This is a genomic window from Paraburkholderia sp. Ac-20342, assembly GCF_017104985.1.
Classification (GTDB): domain Bacteria; phylum Pseudomonadota; class Gammaproteobacteria; order Burkholderiales; family Burkholderiaceae; genus Paraburkholderia.
Genome location: NZ_JAAGPQ010000062.1, coordinates 14,746 through 30,928, shown reverse-complemented (window position 1 = coordinate 30,928; position 16,183 = coordinate 14,746). Strand labels below are relative to the sequence as shown.

The 16,183-nt window shown below is 61.8% G+C and carries 13 protein-coding genes, 5 tRNA genes and 1 pseudogene; 15 read left to right on the top strand and 4 right to left on the bottom strand.

The window, feature by feature from the left end; all coding sequences use genetic code 11:
• The first annotated feature begins 289 nt into the window (after positions 1-289).
• The 6 genes from gltX (at position 290) to G3N58_RS23050 (ending at position 2,626) form a co-directional block, all read left to right on the top strand.
• A complete protein-coding gene (gltX, locus tag G3N58_RS23075) occupies positions 290-1,699 on the top strand; it encodes a glutamate--tRNA ligase (RefSeq protein WP_167045106.1) in 1,410 nt (469 codons plus the stop codon).
• Between the two features lie 133 nt (positions 1,700-1,832).
• Positions 1,833-1,908: transfer RNA gene (locus G3N58_RS23070), tRNA-Ala, on the top strand.
• A 170-nt stretch (positions 1,909-2,078) separates the two neighbouring features.
• Positions 2,079-2,154, top strand: a tRNA-Glu gene (locus tag G3N58_RS23065).
• Positions 2,155-2,245: 91 nt separating this feature from the next.
• A tRNA-Asp gene (locus G3N58_RS23060) sits at positions 2,246-2,322 on the top strand.
• Positions 2,323-2,382: 60 nt separating this feature from the next.
• Positions 2,383-2,458: transfer RNA gene (locus G3N58_RS23055), tRNA-Glu, on the top strand.
• A 91-nt stretch (positions 2,459-2,549) separates the two neighbouring features.
• Positions 2,550-2,626: transfer RNA gene (locus G3N58_RS23050), tRNA-Asp, on the top strand.
• A 364-nt stretch (positions 2,627-2,990) separates the two neighbouring features.
• Here G3N58_RS23050 and G3N58_RS23045 read toward each other — a convergent pair.
• Positions 2,991-3,761 carry an alpha/beta hydrolase gene (locus tag G3N58_RS23045; RefSeq protein ID WP_205989122.1) on the bottom strand — a complete coding sequence of 257 codons (771 nt, stop codon included), beginning with the start codon at positions 3,759-3,761 and terminating at the stop codon, positions 2,991-2,993.
• Between the two features lie 157 nt (positions 3,762-3,918).
• Here G3N58_RS23045 and G3N58_RS23040 point away from each other — a divergent pair, with 157 nt between their 5' ends.
• Positions 3,919-4,536, top strand: a complete 618-nt coding sequence (locus G3N58_RS23040; protein ID WP_240159111.1) for a TetR/AcrR family transcriptional regulator — start codon at positions 3,919-3,921, stop codon at positions 4,534-4,536.
• 131 nt (positions 4,537-4,667) lie between these two features.
• Here G3N58_RS23040 and G3N58_RS23035 read toward each other — a convergent pair whose 3' ends face one another.
• Positions 4,668-4,943 (bottom strand): XapX domain-containing protein, encoded by a 276-nt coding sequence (locus tag G3N58_RS23035; RefSeq protein WP_167282565.1) that lies wholly within the window; start codon positions 4,941-4,943, stop codon positions 4,668-4,670.
• A 315-nt stretch (positions 4,944-5,258) separates the two neighbouring features.
• Between G3N58_RS23035 and G3N58_RS23030 the strand changes: the two genes are divergently transcribed.
• From G3N58_RS23030 to G3N58_RS23000, 7 genes and pseudogenes are all read left to right on the top strand, one after another.
• Entirely contained in the window at positions 5,259-5,945 is a 687-nt protein-coding gene (locus G3N58_RS23030) for a hydrolase (protein WP_167045117.1), read from the top strand.
• A gap of 4 nt (positions 5,946-5,949) precedes the next feature.
• A complete protein-coding gene (locus G3N58_RS23025) occupies positions 5,950-6,117 on the top strand; it encodes a DUF1427 family protein (RefSeq protein WP_205989112.1) in 168 nt (55 codons plus the stop codon).
• Between the two features lie 28 nt (positions 6,118-6,145).
• Complete coding sequence (locus G3N58_RS23020) at positions 6,146-8,035, top strand: amidohydrolase (protein ID WP_206000307.1); 1,890 nt, start codon at positions 6,146-6,148, stop codon at positions 8,033-8,035.
• A 1-nt stretch (position 8,036) separates the two neighbouring features.
• Positions 8,037-8,480, top strand: a complete 444-nt coding sequence (locus G3N58_RS23015) for a DoxX family protein (protein WP_167282569.1) — start codon at positions 8,037-8,039, stop codon at positions 8,478-8,480.
• Between the two features lie 40 nt (positions 8,481-8,520).
• Complete coding sequence (locus tag G3N58_RS23010; RefSeq protein ID WP_206000306.1) at positions 8,521-9,435, top strand: glyoxalase; 915 nt, start codon at positions 8,521-8,523, stop codon at positions 9,433-9,435.
• Positions 9,432-10,127 carry a YoaK family protein gene (locus tag G3N58_RS23005; RefSeq protein ID WP_205989109.1) on the top strand — a complete coding sequence of 232 codons (696 nt, stop codon included), beginning with the start codon at positions 9,432-9,434 and terminating at the stop codon, positions 10,125-10,127. Before G3N58_RS23010 ends, G3N58_RS23005 begins: the two co-directional genes overlap by 4 nt.
• A 131-nt stretch (positions 10,128-10,258) precedes the next feature.
• Positions 10,259-11,707 (top strand): annotated as a pseudogene (locus G3N58_RS23000) (alginate export family protein).
• 34 nt (positions 11,708-11,741) lie between these two features.
• Here G3N58_RS23000 and G3N58_RS22995 read toward each other — a convergent pair.
• A complete protein-coding gene (locus G3N58_RS22995) occupies positions 11,742-12,665 on the bottom strand; it encodes a LysR family transcriptional regulator (RefSeq protein WP_167282713.1) in 924 nt (307 codons plus the stop codon).
• 359 nt (positions 12,666-13,024) lie between these two features.
• On the opposite strand from G3N58_RS22995, the gene G3N58_RS22990 reads away from it, so the two are divergent.
• On the top strand, positions 13,025-13,927 hold the full coding sequence (locus G3N58_RS22990; protein WP_205989108.1) for a LysR family transcriptional regulator: 903 nt from the start codon (positions 13,025-13,027) through the stop codon (positions 13,925-13,927).
• Positions 13,928-14,014: 87 nt separating this feature from the next.
• On the opposite strand, the gene G3N58_RS22985 is transcribed toward G3N58_RS22990, so the two are convergent.
• A complete protein-coding gene (locus G3N58_RS22985; protein ID WP_241017214.1) occupies positions 14,015-16,126 on the bottom strand; it encodes a TonB-dependent siderophore receptor in 2,112 nt (703 codons plus the stop codon).
• Between the last annotated feature and the right edge of the window lie 57 nt (positions 16,127-16,183).

Sequence of the window (16,183 nt, the reverse complement as noted above, 5' to 3'; positions counted from 1 at the left end):
CGCGATGTCCGCGCCCGAGCCGGCAGCTCGCCGTCAATCGCAAATGCTTCGAACTATCCTCCGGCAGGGGCTTCCGAGCGCTCGGAAACCTCTTCGGACAGCTTCTGCGCAAACGCCCCTGGCCATTCGGACGAGGGCGGCAACGCGTGTGCGGAAGGTATAATTCGACCCTTGCACTTATTTCCCTCGTGTTCATGCGCAGCGTCGTGCGCCGCATGGGCACGGTCCGCTGCCGCGCCTTGCGGGCTGTTCGCTCGGGCGCTGGCGCCTGTTTTCCGAGTAATCGCTAATGACCACCTCCGTTCGTACCCGTTTCGCACCGAGTCCCACCGGCTTCATCCACCTCGGCAACATCCGCTCCGCGCTCTATCCGTGGGCGTTCGCGCGCAAGATGAAAGGGACCTTCGTGCTGCGGGTCGAGGACACCGACGTCGAGCGTTCGACCACCGAATCCGTCGACGCGATTCTCGAGGGTATGCAATGGCTCGGCCTTGATTTCGACGAAGGCCCGTTCTACCAGATGCAGCGCATGGACCGTTATCGCGAAGTGCTCAAGCAGATGCAGGATGCGGGGCTCGTCTACCCGTGCTACATGTCGACCGAAGAACTCGATGCGCTGCGTGAGCGGCAGCGTGAAGCCGGCGAAAAGCCGCGCTACGACGGCACCTGGCGCCCGGAGCCGGGCAAGGTGCTGCCGCAGCCGCCCGCGGGCGTGCAGCCGGTGCTGCGCTTCCGCAATCCGCTGGCGGGCATGGTCGCGTGGGACGACGCGGTGAAAGGCCGTATCGAGATTTCGAACGAAGAACTCGACGACCTCGTGATTGCGCGTCCGGACGGCACGCCCACTTACAACTTCTGCGTCGTGATTGACGACCTCGACATGCGTATCACGCACGTGATTCGCGGTGACGACCACGTCAACAACACGCCGCGCCAGATCAACATCCTGCGCGCGCTCGGCGGCGAGCCGCCGGTCTATGCACACCTGCCGACCGTGCTCAACGAGCAGGGCGAAAAGATGAGCAAGCGGCACGGCGCAATGAGTGTGATGGGGTATCGCGACGGCGGGTATCTGCCGGAAGCGGTGGTCAACTATCTCGCGCGCCTCGGCTGGTCGCATGGCGACGCGGAGATTTTCACGCGCGAGCAGTTCGTCGAATGGTTCGATCTCGAGCATCTCGGCAAATCGCCCGCGCAGTATGACCACGACAAGCTGAACTGGCTCAACGCGCACTACATCAAGGAGGCGGACAACGCGCGCCTCGCCGAGCTTGCGAAGCCGTTCTTCGCGGAACTGGGTATCGACGAAGCCACGCTCGCGCAGGGGCCGGATCTGACGGCTGTGGTGGGGCTGATGAAGGACCGTGCATCGACCGTGAAGGAGATCGCGCAGAATGCGGCGATGTTCTATCGCGTGCCGGCTCCGGATGCCGAATCGCTCGCGCAGCATGTGACCGAGGCGGTTCGTCCGGCGCTCGCGGAACTCGCCGCTGCGTTGAAGACCGTCGAATGGAGCAAGGAGGCGATTGCCGCCGCGCTGAAGGCCACGCTCGGTGCGCACAAGCTGAAGATGCCGCAGCTCGCGATGCCGGTTCGTCTGCTGGTGGCGGGCACGACGCATACGCCGTCGATCGATAGCGTGCTGATGCTGTTCGGGCGTGACGCTGTCGTCAGCCGCATTGAAAAGGCGCTCGCCTGAGCGGTTGGTGAGCAGACGCGTTTCGGCGCGCGTGCAAGGTTTTGCGTGCCGGCGAAAAAATCGCATGTAATTGCTCAAAGGGTATTTACAAAGCGCAGATCGCCCTCTAAAATCTCGTTTCTCTGATCTGCAAGGGGGTATAGCTCAGCTGGGAGAGCGCTTGCATGGCATGCAAGAGGTCAGCGGTTCGATCCCGCTTACCTCCACCAACAGAGCAGAGAAGTTAAAGTGGTTACGAAGTCTGAAAGTTGTAGAAAAAAAGACTTCACAAATCACTGAAACGTAGTTAAAGTAGCGGTCTTCGCAGTTGACGAAACGAAATAACTGAACAAGTTAGCGTAAGTTGGCAGCGAGTTAAAGACAGATCTGAAAAGATTATGTCCCCTTCGTCTAGAGGCCTAGGACATCACCCTTTCACGGTGAGTACAGGGGTTCGAATCCCCTAGGGGACGCCAAACATCAGCGTCGCTTTAGTATTCGAGTAGTAGTAAAGCGGCGCAGCTTGCAGAGAATTAACCGACGCTCGCAAGCTAGGGTGTAAAGACTGGAGTGGTAGTTCAGTCGGTTAGAATACCGGCCTGTCACGCCGGGGGTCGCGGGTTCGAGTCCCGTCCACTCCGCCAGACAAAGCCCGTTCAAAAAATCTGAACGGGCTTTTTCATTAAAGATGTAAGCAGTACGTTGTCCCCTTCGTCTAGAGGCCTAGGACATCACCCTTTCACGGTGAGTACAGGGGTTCGAATCCCCTAGGGGACGCCAGACATCAGCGTCGCTTTAGTATTCGAGTAGTAGTAAAGCGGCGCAGCTTGCAGAGAATTAACCGACGCTCGCAAGCTAGGGTGTAAAGACTGGAGCGGTAGTTCAGTCGGTTAGAATACCGGCCTGTCACGCCGGGGGTCGCGGGTTCGAGTCCCGTCCGCTCCGCCAGAAAAAGTCAAAGGGTTACGTCGAAATCGGCGTAACCCTTTTGTCGTTTGTGGGCATCGTGTGATGGTTGGGTCCTGAGTTTCTCGCGCGCAATCTGTCTTTCGCATTGCGTCTCGTAAGCGCATTGTCCGTATCGGCTAGGCTAGGCTGCTGCATTGCTGCCGGCCATGGCAACTTATTCGATCGCGGCAAGCGACATCGGCCCGCATTGCCTACGACCGGACCAACGCAATCGCCTCCCACGGTTCTTTCGTAACCGCCTCTCGCACAAGCCAAAGAACAATCTCGCTCACCAGGTCGATGTCGACACTGTGATAGGCCGCCTCGCTCAATGCCGTGGCTGAAGGCGGCATGCGACGTTTCATCATTCTTTGCCGGCCTGCGCCGCGGCTTGCTCGATCAACTTCGCGACCTCGGTCGGGTGCGACATGTAGGCCACGTGGCTCGAGTTGATCTCAATGGTCTTGCTGCCTGCGCGCTGGGTCATGAAGCGTTCCAGATCAGGGTTGATCGCGCGATCGGCGGTCGCCACGACGGCCCAGCTTGGCTTCGTTCTCCATGCGGCATGTGTGATTGGCACACCGAACGATTGTGCCGCGGGCGTCACCTGCGAGATAGCCATGAAACCGGCTTCGGCGGCGGGGAGATCGGCGGCGAAATCCTGGTGGAAGTTGGCCGGATCGATGTACAGATGGCCGTCGGCGGTCGCCTTGATGGCCTTGGTCGCGGGCGGCATCTTTTTGGTCAGTTCGAGGGGGCTTTCTCCGGTGTCCGGCTGGAACGCGGCCACGTAGACGAGCCCCGCGACCTTGTCGTCGTTGCCGGCTTCGGTCACCACCGCGCCGCCGTAGCTGTGGCCGACGAGGATGCTCGGGCCGTCCTGCGCATCGATGACGCGGGTGGTTGCCTTCACGTCGTCGTCGAACGAGGTTTCCGGTTCCTGCACGACGGAAACCTTGTAGCCGTCATGCGTGAGGATTTTCGACACGGCTTGCCAGCCCGAGCCATCGGCGAAATACCCGTGGACGAGGACGACGTTTCTGATCGGCGCAGCCGTGGCGGCCTGCGAGCCAAGAGCGGCGGCGGAAAGGGCAACGGCGGCGGCGATGCGGGTGACGTATGAGGCAATCTTCATTTTCATGCTCCAGAGGATGAGGTAACGGAGAAATCGACAGGGTTTTGCCTGTTCGATGTAACCATCCTACTAGTAGGATGGAATGGATGCAAGAAAATTTTTGCAACTGGAAATTGCGTTTCTCTCCGCGTAAACTTCCTGACAACAAACCGACTAGATGGTAGGCAAAATGACAGTAACAGGCGACCTGACGGCAAACAGGATCATGGCAGCGGCACGGCAACTCATCATGCGTCGCGGCTACAACGGGTTTAGCTATGCCGACATCGCGGAAGCGATCGGCATTCGCAAGGCGAGCATTCACCATCACTTCCCCGTAAAAACGGACCTCGTGATCGCCGTGCTGAACGAATGGCAAGAAGCGTTCGACGCCGACGTGGCGCTACTTCAGGAAAGCGGCGCCGATGCCATGGCGCAGTTGCGTGCCTATATCGGTCATTGGGAGCGCTGCATTGCGGACGACACGGCTCCGTTCTGCGTAGCGGGCATGCTTGGCGCCGAACGTCCATCGTTGCCTGAAGAGGTGGCGCAAGTGGTGACAGCGTTCTTCGATAATCTGACTGTGTGGCTCGAACAGGTGCTCGAGTCGGGCGTGAAAAGCGATCTCATCAAATTGGGCTCGTCGTTTCAAACCGAGGCGGCCATGCTCGTCTCGCTGGTCTACGGTGCGATGCTTGCCGCGCGGGCCTATGGCAACGTTGAGTTATTCAAGGACGTGACCGGGAGCGCGGTGGAAAGACTGGTGAAGACGCGCAAACGCACGCGATCTGCCTGAGGCGAGGCCCATGCCTGCCGCCCCGATGCAGGCAGGAGTCGCCTCGTTTTTTCCGTGGGGGGATGAGTTGCTTGCGGTGATGTAAAGCGCGTCCAGATATCGACTCGCCGCGGCCGGCACATGACGGCGTATCACGATGGCGGCCGATCTTTTGCGATCGCATCTGGCACGTGAGCACCGGGCAGGGTACCGAACATGTGTTGATTGCATTTCGCTTCGCCCCACGCCGCTTTCAGCTTGAGACCCGCACGCATGCGGCGTGAGACTGGCAGGATCTGTTCGCCGGCCAGCATGCCGAGCAGGCCGATTAGCGCAATGGCGGGCGGAGCCGGCGACTGCACGCCAATCGCGTAGTAGACGAAACCGGCGAGCATGCCGGCGAGCAGCGAGAATGCATACGGTTTCATGACACGAATCTCATTGACGCCCGAGTGGCGGCGTCCACTGGCGTGTGGGCACCTAGTGTGTGGACACTGTTACGCCGCGATTTTTTTTAAAGCGTATCGGCTTTGCGCGAATAAGAAAAGAGTCAGCACGACGATTTAATACGCAATTTCTGGAATAGTTTCGATTCCATTTGTTCGATGTTCTTTTGCCGGATTTGCGTGTTAAATGATTGGGGCTGGATGACGGAATTTCCCGGCGCATCACCTCTTCGGCTCCTCTCTATCGTTACGGAGAGGCGGTCTTCTTTTATCTCCGGATCAGAGGACAAACACGTCATGAGTAATCCGAAGCTTGAAGTACTCACTCCGCAGAACAGCCAGCTCATCATTATCGACCAGCAACCGCAGATGGCCTTCGGCGTGCAGTCTATCGACCGGCAGACGTTGAAGAACAACGTCGTCGCCCTGGCGAAGGCGGCCAGGGTGTTCGGCATTCCGACCACGATCACGACAGTCGAGTCGGAGAGCTTCTCGGGATTCACGTATCCCGAAGTACTCGACGTATTTCCAGGCCAGAAGCTGCTCGAGCGCACGTCGATGAACTCGTGGGACGATCAGAAGGTCCGCGACGCGCTGGCCGCCAACGGCCGCAAGAAGGTGATCGTGTCGGGCCTGTGGACGGAGGTTTGCAACAACACGTTCGCCTTGTGCGCGATGCTCGAGGGCGGCTACGAAATCTACATGGTGGCCGATGCCTCGGGGGGAACCTCGAAGGAAGCGCATGACTACGCGATGCAGCGCATGATTCAGGCGGGCGTCGTCCCGGTCACCTGGCAGCAGGTCATGCTCGAATGGCAGCGGGACTGGGCGCGCCGTGAAACCTACGACGCCGTCATGAAGATCGCAAAGGAGCATTCGGGCTCCTATGGCATGGGCATCGACTATGCCTACACGATGGTCCACAAGGCACCGCAGCGCACGGCGTCCACCCACGAGGCGCTGCCCGCCGTGCCGGCGAAGTGATCGCATGGAACCGTATCTGGTGTCACTGGGTGCGGGCGTGTTGATCGGCGTGATCTATAGCGCAATCAAGGTTCGCTCGCCCGCGCCGCCACTGGTTGCGCTCGTCGGCCTGCTCGGCATGTTGATCGGCGCGCACGCTGTCCCGGTTCTCAAGCCGTTGCTGGGCCTTTAGTCGGAGTGAGCGAAGCGAGGATACGCACATGAGCACAACTGGCAGCCAACCTGATCTGATTCTGCATAACGGACGCATCACCACGCTCGATCGCTCGAACCCAAGCGCGAGCGCGGTGGCGATTGCAGATGGCCGCTTCGTCGCGGTCGGCAGCGATGCGGACGTGATGCCGCTCGCGGGCCACGCGACGCAGGTTATCGATCTCGCCGGGCGGTCCGTGTTGCCGGGTCTGATCGACAATCATCTGCATCTGATTCGCGGCGGCCTGAACTACAACATGGAACTGCGCTGGGATGGCGTGCGCTCGCTCGCCGTCGCGATGGAGATGCTCAGGCGGCAGGTCGCGATCACGCCCGCGCCGCAATGGGTGCGGGTGGTCGGCGGTTTTACCGAGCATCAGTTCGAGGAGAAGCGCTTGCCGACGATTGCGGAGCTCAACGAGGCGGCGCCCGATACGCCCGTGTTCATCCTGCATCTATACGACCGTGCACTGCTCAATGCCGCCGCGCTGCGCGTGGTAGGTTATACGAAGGATACGCCGGAGCCTCCCGGCGGCACGATTCAGCGCGACGACATGGGCCATCCCAGCGGCTTGCTGCTGGCCAATCCGAACGCCGCGATTCTCTATGCGACGCTTGCGAAAGGGCCTAGGCTGCCGCCCGAGTATCAATACAATTCGACGCGCCATTTCATGCGCGAGCTCAATCGCCTTGGCGTGACCGGTGCGATCGACGCGGGAGGCGGTTCGCAGAATTATCCGGAGGATTACGAAGTTATTCGCAAACTGCACGATGCAGGCGAAATGACCGTGCGTGTCGCGTACAACCTGTTTACCCAGAAGCCGAAGGCCGAGAAGGAGGACTTCGTGAACTGGACCCGCGCAGGCCGGTATCACGACGGCACGGATTATTTTCGCCACAACGGCGCGGGCGAGATGCTGGTGTTTTCGGCGGCCGACTTCGAGGACTTCCGCGTCGCGCGTCCGGAATTGCCGGCCGGGATGGAGGACGAACTCGAAGGCGTGGTGCGCGTGCTTGCGCAGAATCGCTGGCCGTGGCGGCTGCATGCCACCTATGACGAAACCATTGGCCGTGCGCTCGACGTGTTCGAAAAGGTCGCGAGAGACATTCCGCTCGACGGCATCCACTGGTTCTTCGATCATGCGGAAACCGTCTCCGAACGTTCGATGGAGCGCATCGCCGCGTTGGGCGGCGGCATCGCGGTGCAGCACCGGATGGCCTATCAGGGCGAGTATTTTGTCGAGCGCTACGGTGCGCAGGCGGCGGAGGCCACGCCGCCCATCGCGAAGATGCTGGAGAACGGCATCAAGGTGTCGGCCGGCACCGACGCGACGCGTGTGGCGTCGTACAACCCGTGGGTCTCGCTCGCATGGCTGGTCAGCGGCAAGACGATCGCCGGCCTGCGCATGTATCCCCGGCGCAATTTGCCTGATCGCGAAACGGCGTTGCGCATGTGGACGGAGTACGTGACGTGGTTCTCGAACGAAGAGGGCAGAAAAGGTTGCATCGCGCCCGGACAGCTTGCCGATCTGATGGTGCCGGACCGCGACTTCTTTTCGTGCGCCGAGGACGATATCGCCGACACCACCGCCTTGCTGACGGTCGTGGGCGGCAGGATAGTCTGGGGGGCGGGGCCGTTCGCTTCGTACGATGCGCCGATTCCGCCGGCGATGCCCGACTGGTCGCCGGTTCGCCAGTATGGTGGTTATGGCGGCTGGGGCGCCGCGTCACGCGGCGGCGCGCCGTTGCAACGTGCCGCCGCGGCGGCGCTGTGCGGCTGCGCGAGTGCCTGCGGGGTGCACGGCCATGCGCATGCGCGCGCATGGAGCAGCGCCTTGCCGACTTCGGACGCGAAGGGCTTCTGGGGGGCGTTCGGCTGTTCCTGCTGGGCGGTCTGATATGGCGGCAACGAGCGGGCGCGGCAACCCCGCCTGGGTCCGCGCGCTTCTTGAACCGCCGTGGATCGGATTGCTCGTGCGGATGGCGCTCGTGTCGGCGTGGCTGATTGGTGGCGTCGACAAGGCGCTGCACTTCGACAGCGCAATCGCGGAGCAGGCGCATTTCGGCCTGCATCCGCCTGCACTGTACGCGGCACTGGCGGTCGTCGTGGAAATCGCCGGTTCGTTGTGCGTGATATTTCGCCGATATACGTGGCTCGGCGCGGGCGGCCTCGGCATGTTGACGGCCGTGGCGATGCTGGTTGCGAACGACTTCTGGAATCAAACGGGCGCTGCGCGCTTCACGGCGCTCAACAGTTTTTTCGAGCATTTTGGCCTGATTGCTGCCTGCGTGCTCGTGGTCATGTCCGGCGGTTCCGCAAGCGCCGCTGTAAAGGACACCTGACCGATCGAACATCTCGACACGACAACAAGGACATTCCGTTATGAAAACCCTTCGCTCGACGTTGCTTGGCATGATGCTCGTGTGCGGACTCGCTGCCGCGTCGGTGTCGTTCGCGAAGCCACCGGCGATGGAGGCCGAGACTCCGTCCGTCGCCGTGGCGCCGCAGTACGACACGACGCACGTCTACGTCGCGCCGGAAGATTTCGACCGCTTCACCGACAGCTTCGTGGCGACGTTCGGCGGCAGCAAGTCGCAGCAGGGCGTTTTTCAGGTCACGCCAACGCCCAGTCAGACCATGTCGCAGCTCGTGTTCACCCCGGTGGGCACGATTTCCGTATTCGGCTTCAAGACACCCATCCCGTCTCCTTTCGGCGCGGAGCGTACCGGTTATCTCGTGACCGACATGGATGCGGCCGTGAAGGCGGCGCGCGCGCATGGCGCGGATGTGATCGTCGATACGTTCCCCGATCCGATCGGCCGCGACGCGATCCTGTCGTGGGCGGATGGCGTGAACATGCAGATCTATTGGCATACCCAGGCACCTCACTACGCGGCGTTGCAGACCGTGCCCGAGAACCGTGTCTACGTTTCTCCGCACAGCGTGCACAAGCTGGTGCACGATTTCGTGAAATTTTCGCACGGCAAGGTGGTGTCCGATGAGCCCAGGGCGCCGGGCGTCGAAATCGGCCGGCCCAACGATACCTACCGTCGTATCCGGATCGAGTCCGGCTTCGGCAAGATGACCGTGCTCGTGACGGATGGTCATCTGCCCTATCCGTTCGGGCGGGAAACGACGGGGTACGACGTATCGAATCTCGACGAGACGGTGGGGAAGGCGAAGGCTGCCGGCGCGACCGTACTCGTGCCGCCGTTCACTTCGGACGGGCGCGATGCCGCGATCGTGCAGTTCCCCGGCGGCTACATCGCCGAAATCCACGCCGTTGCGTCGAAATGAAATACGAGGACACGATCCTTGCCGCCATTGCCGGGTTCGTCGATACGCTAGGTTTCGCCGCGCTCTTCGGGTTGTTCACGGCGCACGTGACGGGCAATTTCGTATTGATCGGTGCCGCGCTCGCCGGCTTCGGCACAGGCGTTCTGCTCAAACTGGCCGTGTTCCCCGCGTTTGTCTGCGGTGTCGTGCTGAGCAGCCTGCTGGTGCGAGCGCTTCCCGCGCGGCATGCCCGACAGGGCGCGCGCGTGCTTCATGCGGTACAGGCCGTGCTCATGTTCGGCTTTTGCCTCGCGGGCGTGTCGGTGGCGCCGATTACCCAGTCCGACAGCTTGCCGGTCATCGCAACGGGCGTGATCGGCGCGCTCGCGATGGGCGTGCAGAATGCGCATTCGCGGCTGATTCAACGCCCCGGTGTGCCCCATACCGTGATGACGGGCAACGTCACCCAGGCGATCCTCGATGCCCTCGACATGCTATCCGCAAGCGCGGACGAGGCCATGCACGCGGCGGTGCGAGCGCGATTCGCGAAGACGATGCTGGCGATCGTCGCGTTCGCGGCAGGCGCGCTGGCCGGGGCGATGGGACTGCGCTACGCGGGATTCTGGGCACTGCTCGTACCCGCCTGCGCGCTCGTGGGATTGTCGTTGACGACCGGAGAGCACGAGCGCGTGGCCACGCCGGGTCGCGCATGAGGGAGGGCGAGAGGGTGCGGCGGCGCGGATTCTGGCCGTGGCGTGCACGGCTACGCAACGATAAGCGCGTGGCCGCAATCGTCGCGCCAATCGTTGCGCCAAGCGTCGAGCCAAGCGTCGAGCCGGCGACGATGCGCAGGCGTTGCCGCGAAACGGCTATCTGTATCGCGGTGATATCAGGACTACTGCTGGTTGCCGCGGACGCGGCATACGCGGATGCCGAGGTCAGTACCGCGGTCAGCGCCGACACATCGGCTGCCGCGTGCGATGTCAAACGGCCGGTCGTGATGTTCAACCGCTGGCAGGAAGATTGGTCGGTACTCGCTAATCCCTGTGTTCCGCGCGAACCGCTCGATACGCTCAAGTACGTCCCGCTCGGCGGAGATCCTGTGTCGTGGCTGACGCTCGGCGCGAATCTGCGCGAGCGTGTCGAAAGCAATAACGCACCCCTGTTCGGCATCGGCTCCGCGCAGGCGGACACGTATCTGATCCAGCGTATCGAGGTCCAGGCCGATGCACGTCTCGCCGAACACTGGCAGTTCTTCGTGCAACTCGAAGACGCACGTGCATTCGGCAAGAACGTGGTGACGCCCGTGGACCAGAATCCGCTCGATCTCGAACAGGCCTTCGTGACCTACACCAGCGTGGTCGGCGGCGGTACGCTCAAGCTTCGCGTCGGGCGTCAACAGATGGCGTTCGACCTGCAGCGTTTCATTTCCGTGCGTGACGGTCCCAATGTGCGTCAGTCGTTCGATGCACTCTGGGCCGATTACGAATACCAGAAGTGGCGTTTCATTGCCTATGCGACGCAGCCCGTGCAGAACCGCGACGCTACGGTATTCGACGATGTGTCGAATCGCCATCTCACCTTCAGCGGCGTGCGTGTCGAGCGGCAATCGGTGGGGCCGGGCGATCTTTCCGGCTAGTGGTCGCGCTATGACCGTAGTAACGCGCAGTTCCTCGACGCGAGCGGTGTCGAGCGCCGCGATGTCTGGGATCTGCGCTATTCCGGCACGCATGAGCACTTTGATTGGGACGTCGAAGGCATGCTGCAGACTGGAACGGTCGGCAGCAACACGATTCTTGCATGGGCGATCGGCTCGATTGCCGGCTACACGCTCGATATGCCGTGGTCGCCGCGCGTTGCACTGCAACTCGATGCCGCCTCGGGCGACCGGCATCCACGCGATGGCCGGATTGAAACCTTCAATGCGCTGTTTCCGAACGGCTATTACTTCACGTTGGCCGGCTATACGGGCTACGCGAACCTCATTCACGTCAAACCGTCTATCACGCTCAAACCCACGGCGAGTCTCGCGCTACTCGGCGCATTGGGTTTCCAGTGGCGCGAGACGACCGGCGACGCCGTGTATCAGCAGGCCAATCAGGCCGTGCCGGGCACGGCGGGCAGAGGCAGCTTGTGGACCGGGATGTACCTCCAGTTGCGAGCGGACTGGACGATCGTCTCAAACCTGACCGGATCGATCGAAGCCGTGCATTTCCAGGTGGGCAACTCGATTCGCCACGCGGGCGGACACAACGCGGACTACGCCGGCGTCGAACTCAAGTACCAGTGGTAGGCCGCGCAGCGCAGGGGATAACTCGAAGGACAACTCAGGGAACGACGGTGGCCCACGGCGCCGAAGCCAGGCATTCCGCCAGATAGTCCAGCAAGGCGGTAACGCGCGCCGGGCGCAGGATGTTGGGCGGCGTCACGAGGTTCACGTTGATCTGGCTGATTCGCCAGTCCGGAAACACATCGATCAGTTCTCCTCGCGTGAGCGCGTCCCAGACGATGAATTCGGGCTGGAGCGCGAGGCCTTGTGCCGCCAGAAGCGCCGGGCCGATCACATCCGCGTTGTTGCTGCGAATGCGGCCCTTCACCGGCACCGCGCATTTTTCACCGGACACGACATGCTGGAATTGCCATAGCTCGGGGGTCGGCAGATTCGTATAGATCAGACAGGCGTGGTGGGCGAGGTCTCGCGGGTGAGCGGGGCGCCCGTGACGTTCCAGATACGCGGGCGTTGCCACGAGCGGTCGATTCACGACGCAAAGCCGGCGCGAGCGCAGCGACGAATCGGGAAGCTCCGCAATGCGGATCGCCATGTCGAAACCGCCGGCCACCACATCGACGATCTGATCCGTGAGGACGAGATCGATTTCCACTTCTGGATAGCGTTCGAGGAACGCGGGAATCAACGGCGCGAAGTAACGGATTCCGAATGACATCGGTGCGGTGATACGAACCATGCCGCGCGGCTGAATCACCTGAGCCGATGTCTCGGCTTCCACGGCTTCCCCTTCGCTCAGGATGCGAATGGCGCGTGCCTTGGCTACCTCGCCGGTCGGTGTGAGCGAAAGCTGGCGCGAATTGCGGTAGAGGAGCGCCGTGCCGAGCCTGTGTTCGAGGCGGGAAATGGCTTTCGACACGGTCGGTTGAGAAATGCCCAGCGAGTCCGCCGCCTTCGCGAACGAGCCGGTTTCGAGGACGCGCGCGAAGATGGCCCACGCTTCGAGGTCAGGGAGTGTTGGCATGGAAAAAGAGAGCGGATACCGTTCTGTTCTTTCGGGAAGATGTCGGGAAAGCCATGTCGGGAAAATCACGTAAGCCGATATGGTATCGCGATACCGCGCGATTGCATGCCGACTTTCAGGCGCCGGGGCGGGGTGCTGCGAATGGGTGTGGCGCGCCAGGGTTGCGGGCGCGAAAGCCTTCACCTCGCGACAGATATGGAATGTCTTCTATTCCATTTGTTCTATTTGTAGTTGGCTTCGGGTCCGATAACATTTCACCTGGAAGCGTTTTTCATCTGTTGGCAGTATGCAGTGCCTTCTGTACCCGATTGCCAGGGCGGGCCAATAGAACAAGTGGAATCCACCCTCAGAACAATTGCATGCAAAGTCTTCCCGATCTAGAAGCGTGGGCGATTTTCGCGCGCGTAGCCTCAACAGGCTCTTTTGCGAAAGCGGCCGAAACGCTCGGCATGTCTCAACCCACGGTTTCAAAGGCGGTCATCAGGCTGGAGAAGCGACTCGGCGCGACGCTGCTCTATCGAACCTCGCGTCGAATCTCTCTCACGCCGACGGGCCTCAGCGTGATGGAGCGCGCCAAACACATCGTCCGGGAGTTCGAGTCGATCGAAGCGGAAACGTCGGCGCATGCGCGGGCGCCCAAGGGGCTGCTACGCATCTCGGCGCCGATGTCGTTCGGCCTCAAGTATGTGGCGCCCCTGATACCGGGGTTTCTCGCGCGCTATCCTGAGGTGAAGATCGAAGTATCGTTCGACGACGCCGTCGTCGATATAGTCGGGGGCGGTTTCGATGTGGCGATCCGGATTGCCGAGCCGGAAGACGCGTCCATGCGCGCCCGCAATCTGTACCTCATGCGACGCATACTCGTCGCCAGTCCGGCATATCTTGCGCAACACGGGCCGATCGACCACCCGCGGGAAATCGGCGCGCATGCGTGTCTGTGCTACGCGAGTCATTCGACGTCTCTGTCCTGGCGTTTCCAGCATGCATCCGGTGAGGAATGCAGTGTGACGATCGACGGCCGGATGCGGACCAACAATGCCGAGTCGTTGATCCCGGCGCTACTGGCCGGCATGGGGATAGCGCTACAGCCGGAGTTCGTCGTGGCGGATGCCTTGCGGCATGGCGAGCTGGTCGAACTGCTGCCTGAATGGAAAATAGCGCAGGTCTATCTGAGTCTGGTCACGCCGTCGCAGGTTATCCGCTCCGCGCGTGTTGCGGCATTGCTCGACTATCTGTCGCAAAGTTTGTTGTCCACACCGTAGGCGATCGCTGACATAGCGCGAGGATGTCGCGCACCGCGATGCCGGCGCGACGGGTCGCGCCGGCATCTTCAGGCATCACGTTCAAGGTCAGTACGAAAGCGACGCCTGCATATAGACCGTGAGCGGCTGCCCCACGTACTTCCCGCCGTTGTTATCGGTCGAGCGCGTGAAGTAGCGGCGATCCAGCAGGTTCTTGACGCCCACCGCCACGTCGAGGTTGTTGAGTTCCTTGCCGAAATGGTAGGCCGCGCGCAGGTTCACCGTCGCATAGCCGGGGATGTCGCCAAGGCGTCCCGTCGGATCTTCCTGCGTGACGTACGTCGCGCCGGCGTTGGGGTCGCCCGGCGAATGCTGCTTCGTCTGGGCGAAGAGGTCGGCATTGAAGGTCCACTGATTGCGCCGGTAGGTCGCGCCGAGCGTTGCGACCTGCCGGGAGTAGAGCGGCAGGTCGCGTCCGGCAAATACACCTGCCTTCGCAATCGCCTGCGTGTACGTATAGGTCGCGTAGACCGACAGCCCGTTCAGTGCCGGTACGAGGCTCCCGATGTCGTAGTGCACGGCGGACTCGACGCCGCGATGACGCGTCGCGCCGAGGTCCGTCCATATCCCGTCGCCGACGATCGAGCGGCTCAATTGCAGTTCCTGATCGAAGTCGATATTGAACAGCGTCAGCTCGCCGCCCCACGTGGGCCCGTTAAAGCGCGTGCCGAGTTCATAGGTCGTGGCCTTCTCGGGATGAAGCCCTTGCGTCGTCGAGGCGAGCTGCGAATACTGCTCGGGTCCGAATGACTGCCCGACATTGGCGAACAGCGACCAGTTGTCCTGCACGCGATACAGCACCGACAGCATCGGCAGCGCCACGTGCGAATCGATCTTCGGATACAGCGCGCTCGTCACGGCGCCGTTGCTCAGGTTCGTCACGTTGTTGAAGGTGCGGATGATTTCATAGCGCACCCCCGGCGTGATGGTCCAGCGCCCGATGTCGATACGGTCGTCGATATAGAACGCGTTGGCGGTCGTGCCGCCCTGGCTCGTTTGATAGGCCTGTGACGCCAGCGTGCGCGCATCGATTCCGCTATTCGGATCGTAATACGCGGTACGGGCGGCCGTCTCCGAACTGGCTTCGTTCAGGAACCGGTAGCCGACGCTGATTTCCTGCACGATGCTGCCCATGTCGATGAGCCGTGAATAGCGTGGCTCGATCGCGAGAGTATGGTAGCCGCGCGGCGCGGAAGTCAGGCGGCGAAGCCCGGCCGTGGCCCCGCTGCCTTCCTGTTCGATATGGCTGCCACGGAACGAGTCCGTGTAATAAGCAAGGAGTTCGAAACTGTTGAGCGCATCCTTGTGTGTGTACTTGATCGAACCGTCGGTGCGCCGGCCGGTATAGTCGTCGTAGGGGCGAGTGGACTGGAACGGATCGTCGGCGTACTGCTGCGTGGTGAGGCCGCCGGGCATGCGTCCCTGTCCTTCGAAATGGTGCAGCGAGACGGCGATATCGTCGTTGACCGTGAATTTATAGGCGCCCTTCAGGATCACATCGTCGATATCGATGCGGTCGTTACTCTCGCGATACCCGTTGCCATGCGTGCCGGAGTAGAGAATCGCACCGCCGAGGCCCTTGGCGTTGGTGCCGCCGATAAACGCGCTGGGCATCGTCTTCACGTCGCCGCCGTGGCTATAAATCTCCGTGCCGACCGCTGCGTTTGCGGTGAATTGCTCGGGAATCGGCCTGGTCACGAAGTTGATGATGCCGCCCACGTTCTGCGGACCATAGCGAACCGAACCGGCACCGCGTACCACGTCGACCATCTCCAGGTTGCCGAGCGACAGCGGCGCCAGCGACAGCTGCGGCTGGCCATAAGGCGCGTAGGCGAGCGGAATGCCGTCCATCAGAATCGTGGAGCGCGGCGAGAGGCGCGCGGTCAAGCCGCGCACGCCGACGTTCAGCGAAATATCGCTGCCGCCCGTGCCATTGCTATCCTGAACCTGCACACCGGGAATTCCACGCAGGGCATCGCGCACGTTCATGGCGCCGCGCTCTTCGAACTCCTTGCGCTCGACGATGGTGCGAGCCCCCGGATGTTCCAGCAGCTTCTGCTCGGTCGGGCTGCCTAGCCAGTTGCCGGTGATCTTGATGGATTCCAGCACGTTCTCCTTCGCCGGCTCGGGCGCGTCGGCGTCGGCGGCATAGGCGGGCATGCCGAACGGCAACAAAGCCATGGCCACGGTAAGGCGCTTGTAGCGAATCATTCTTCT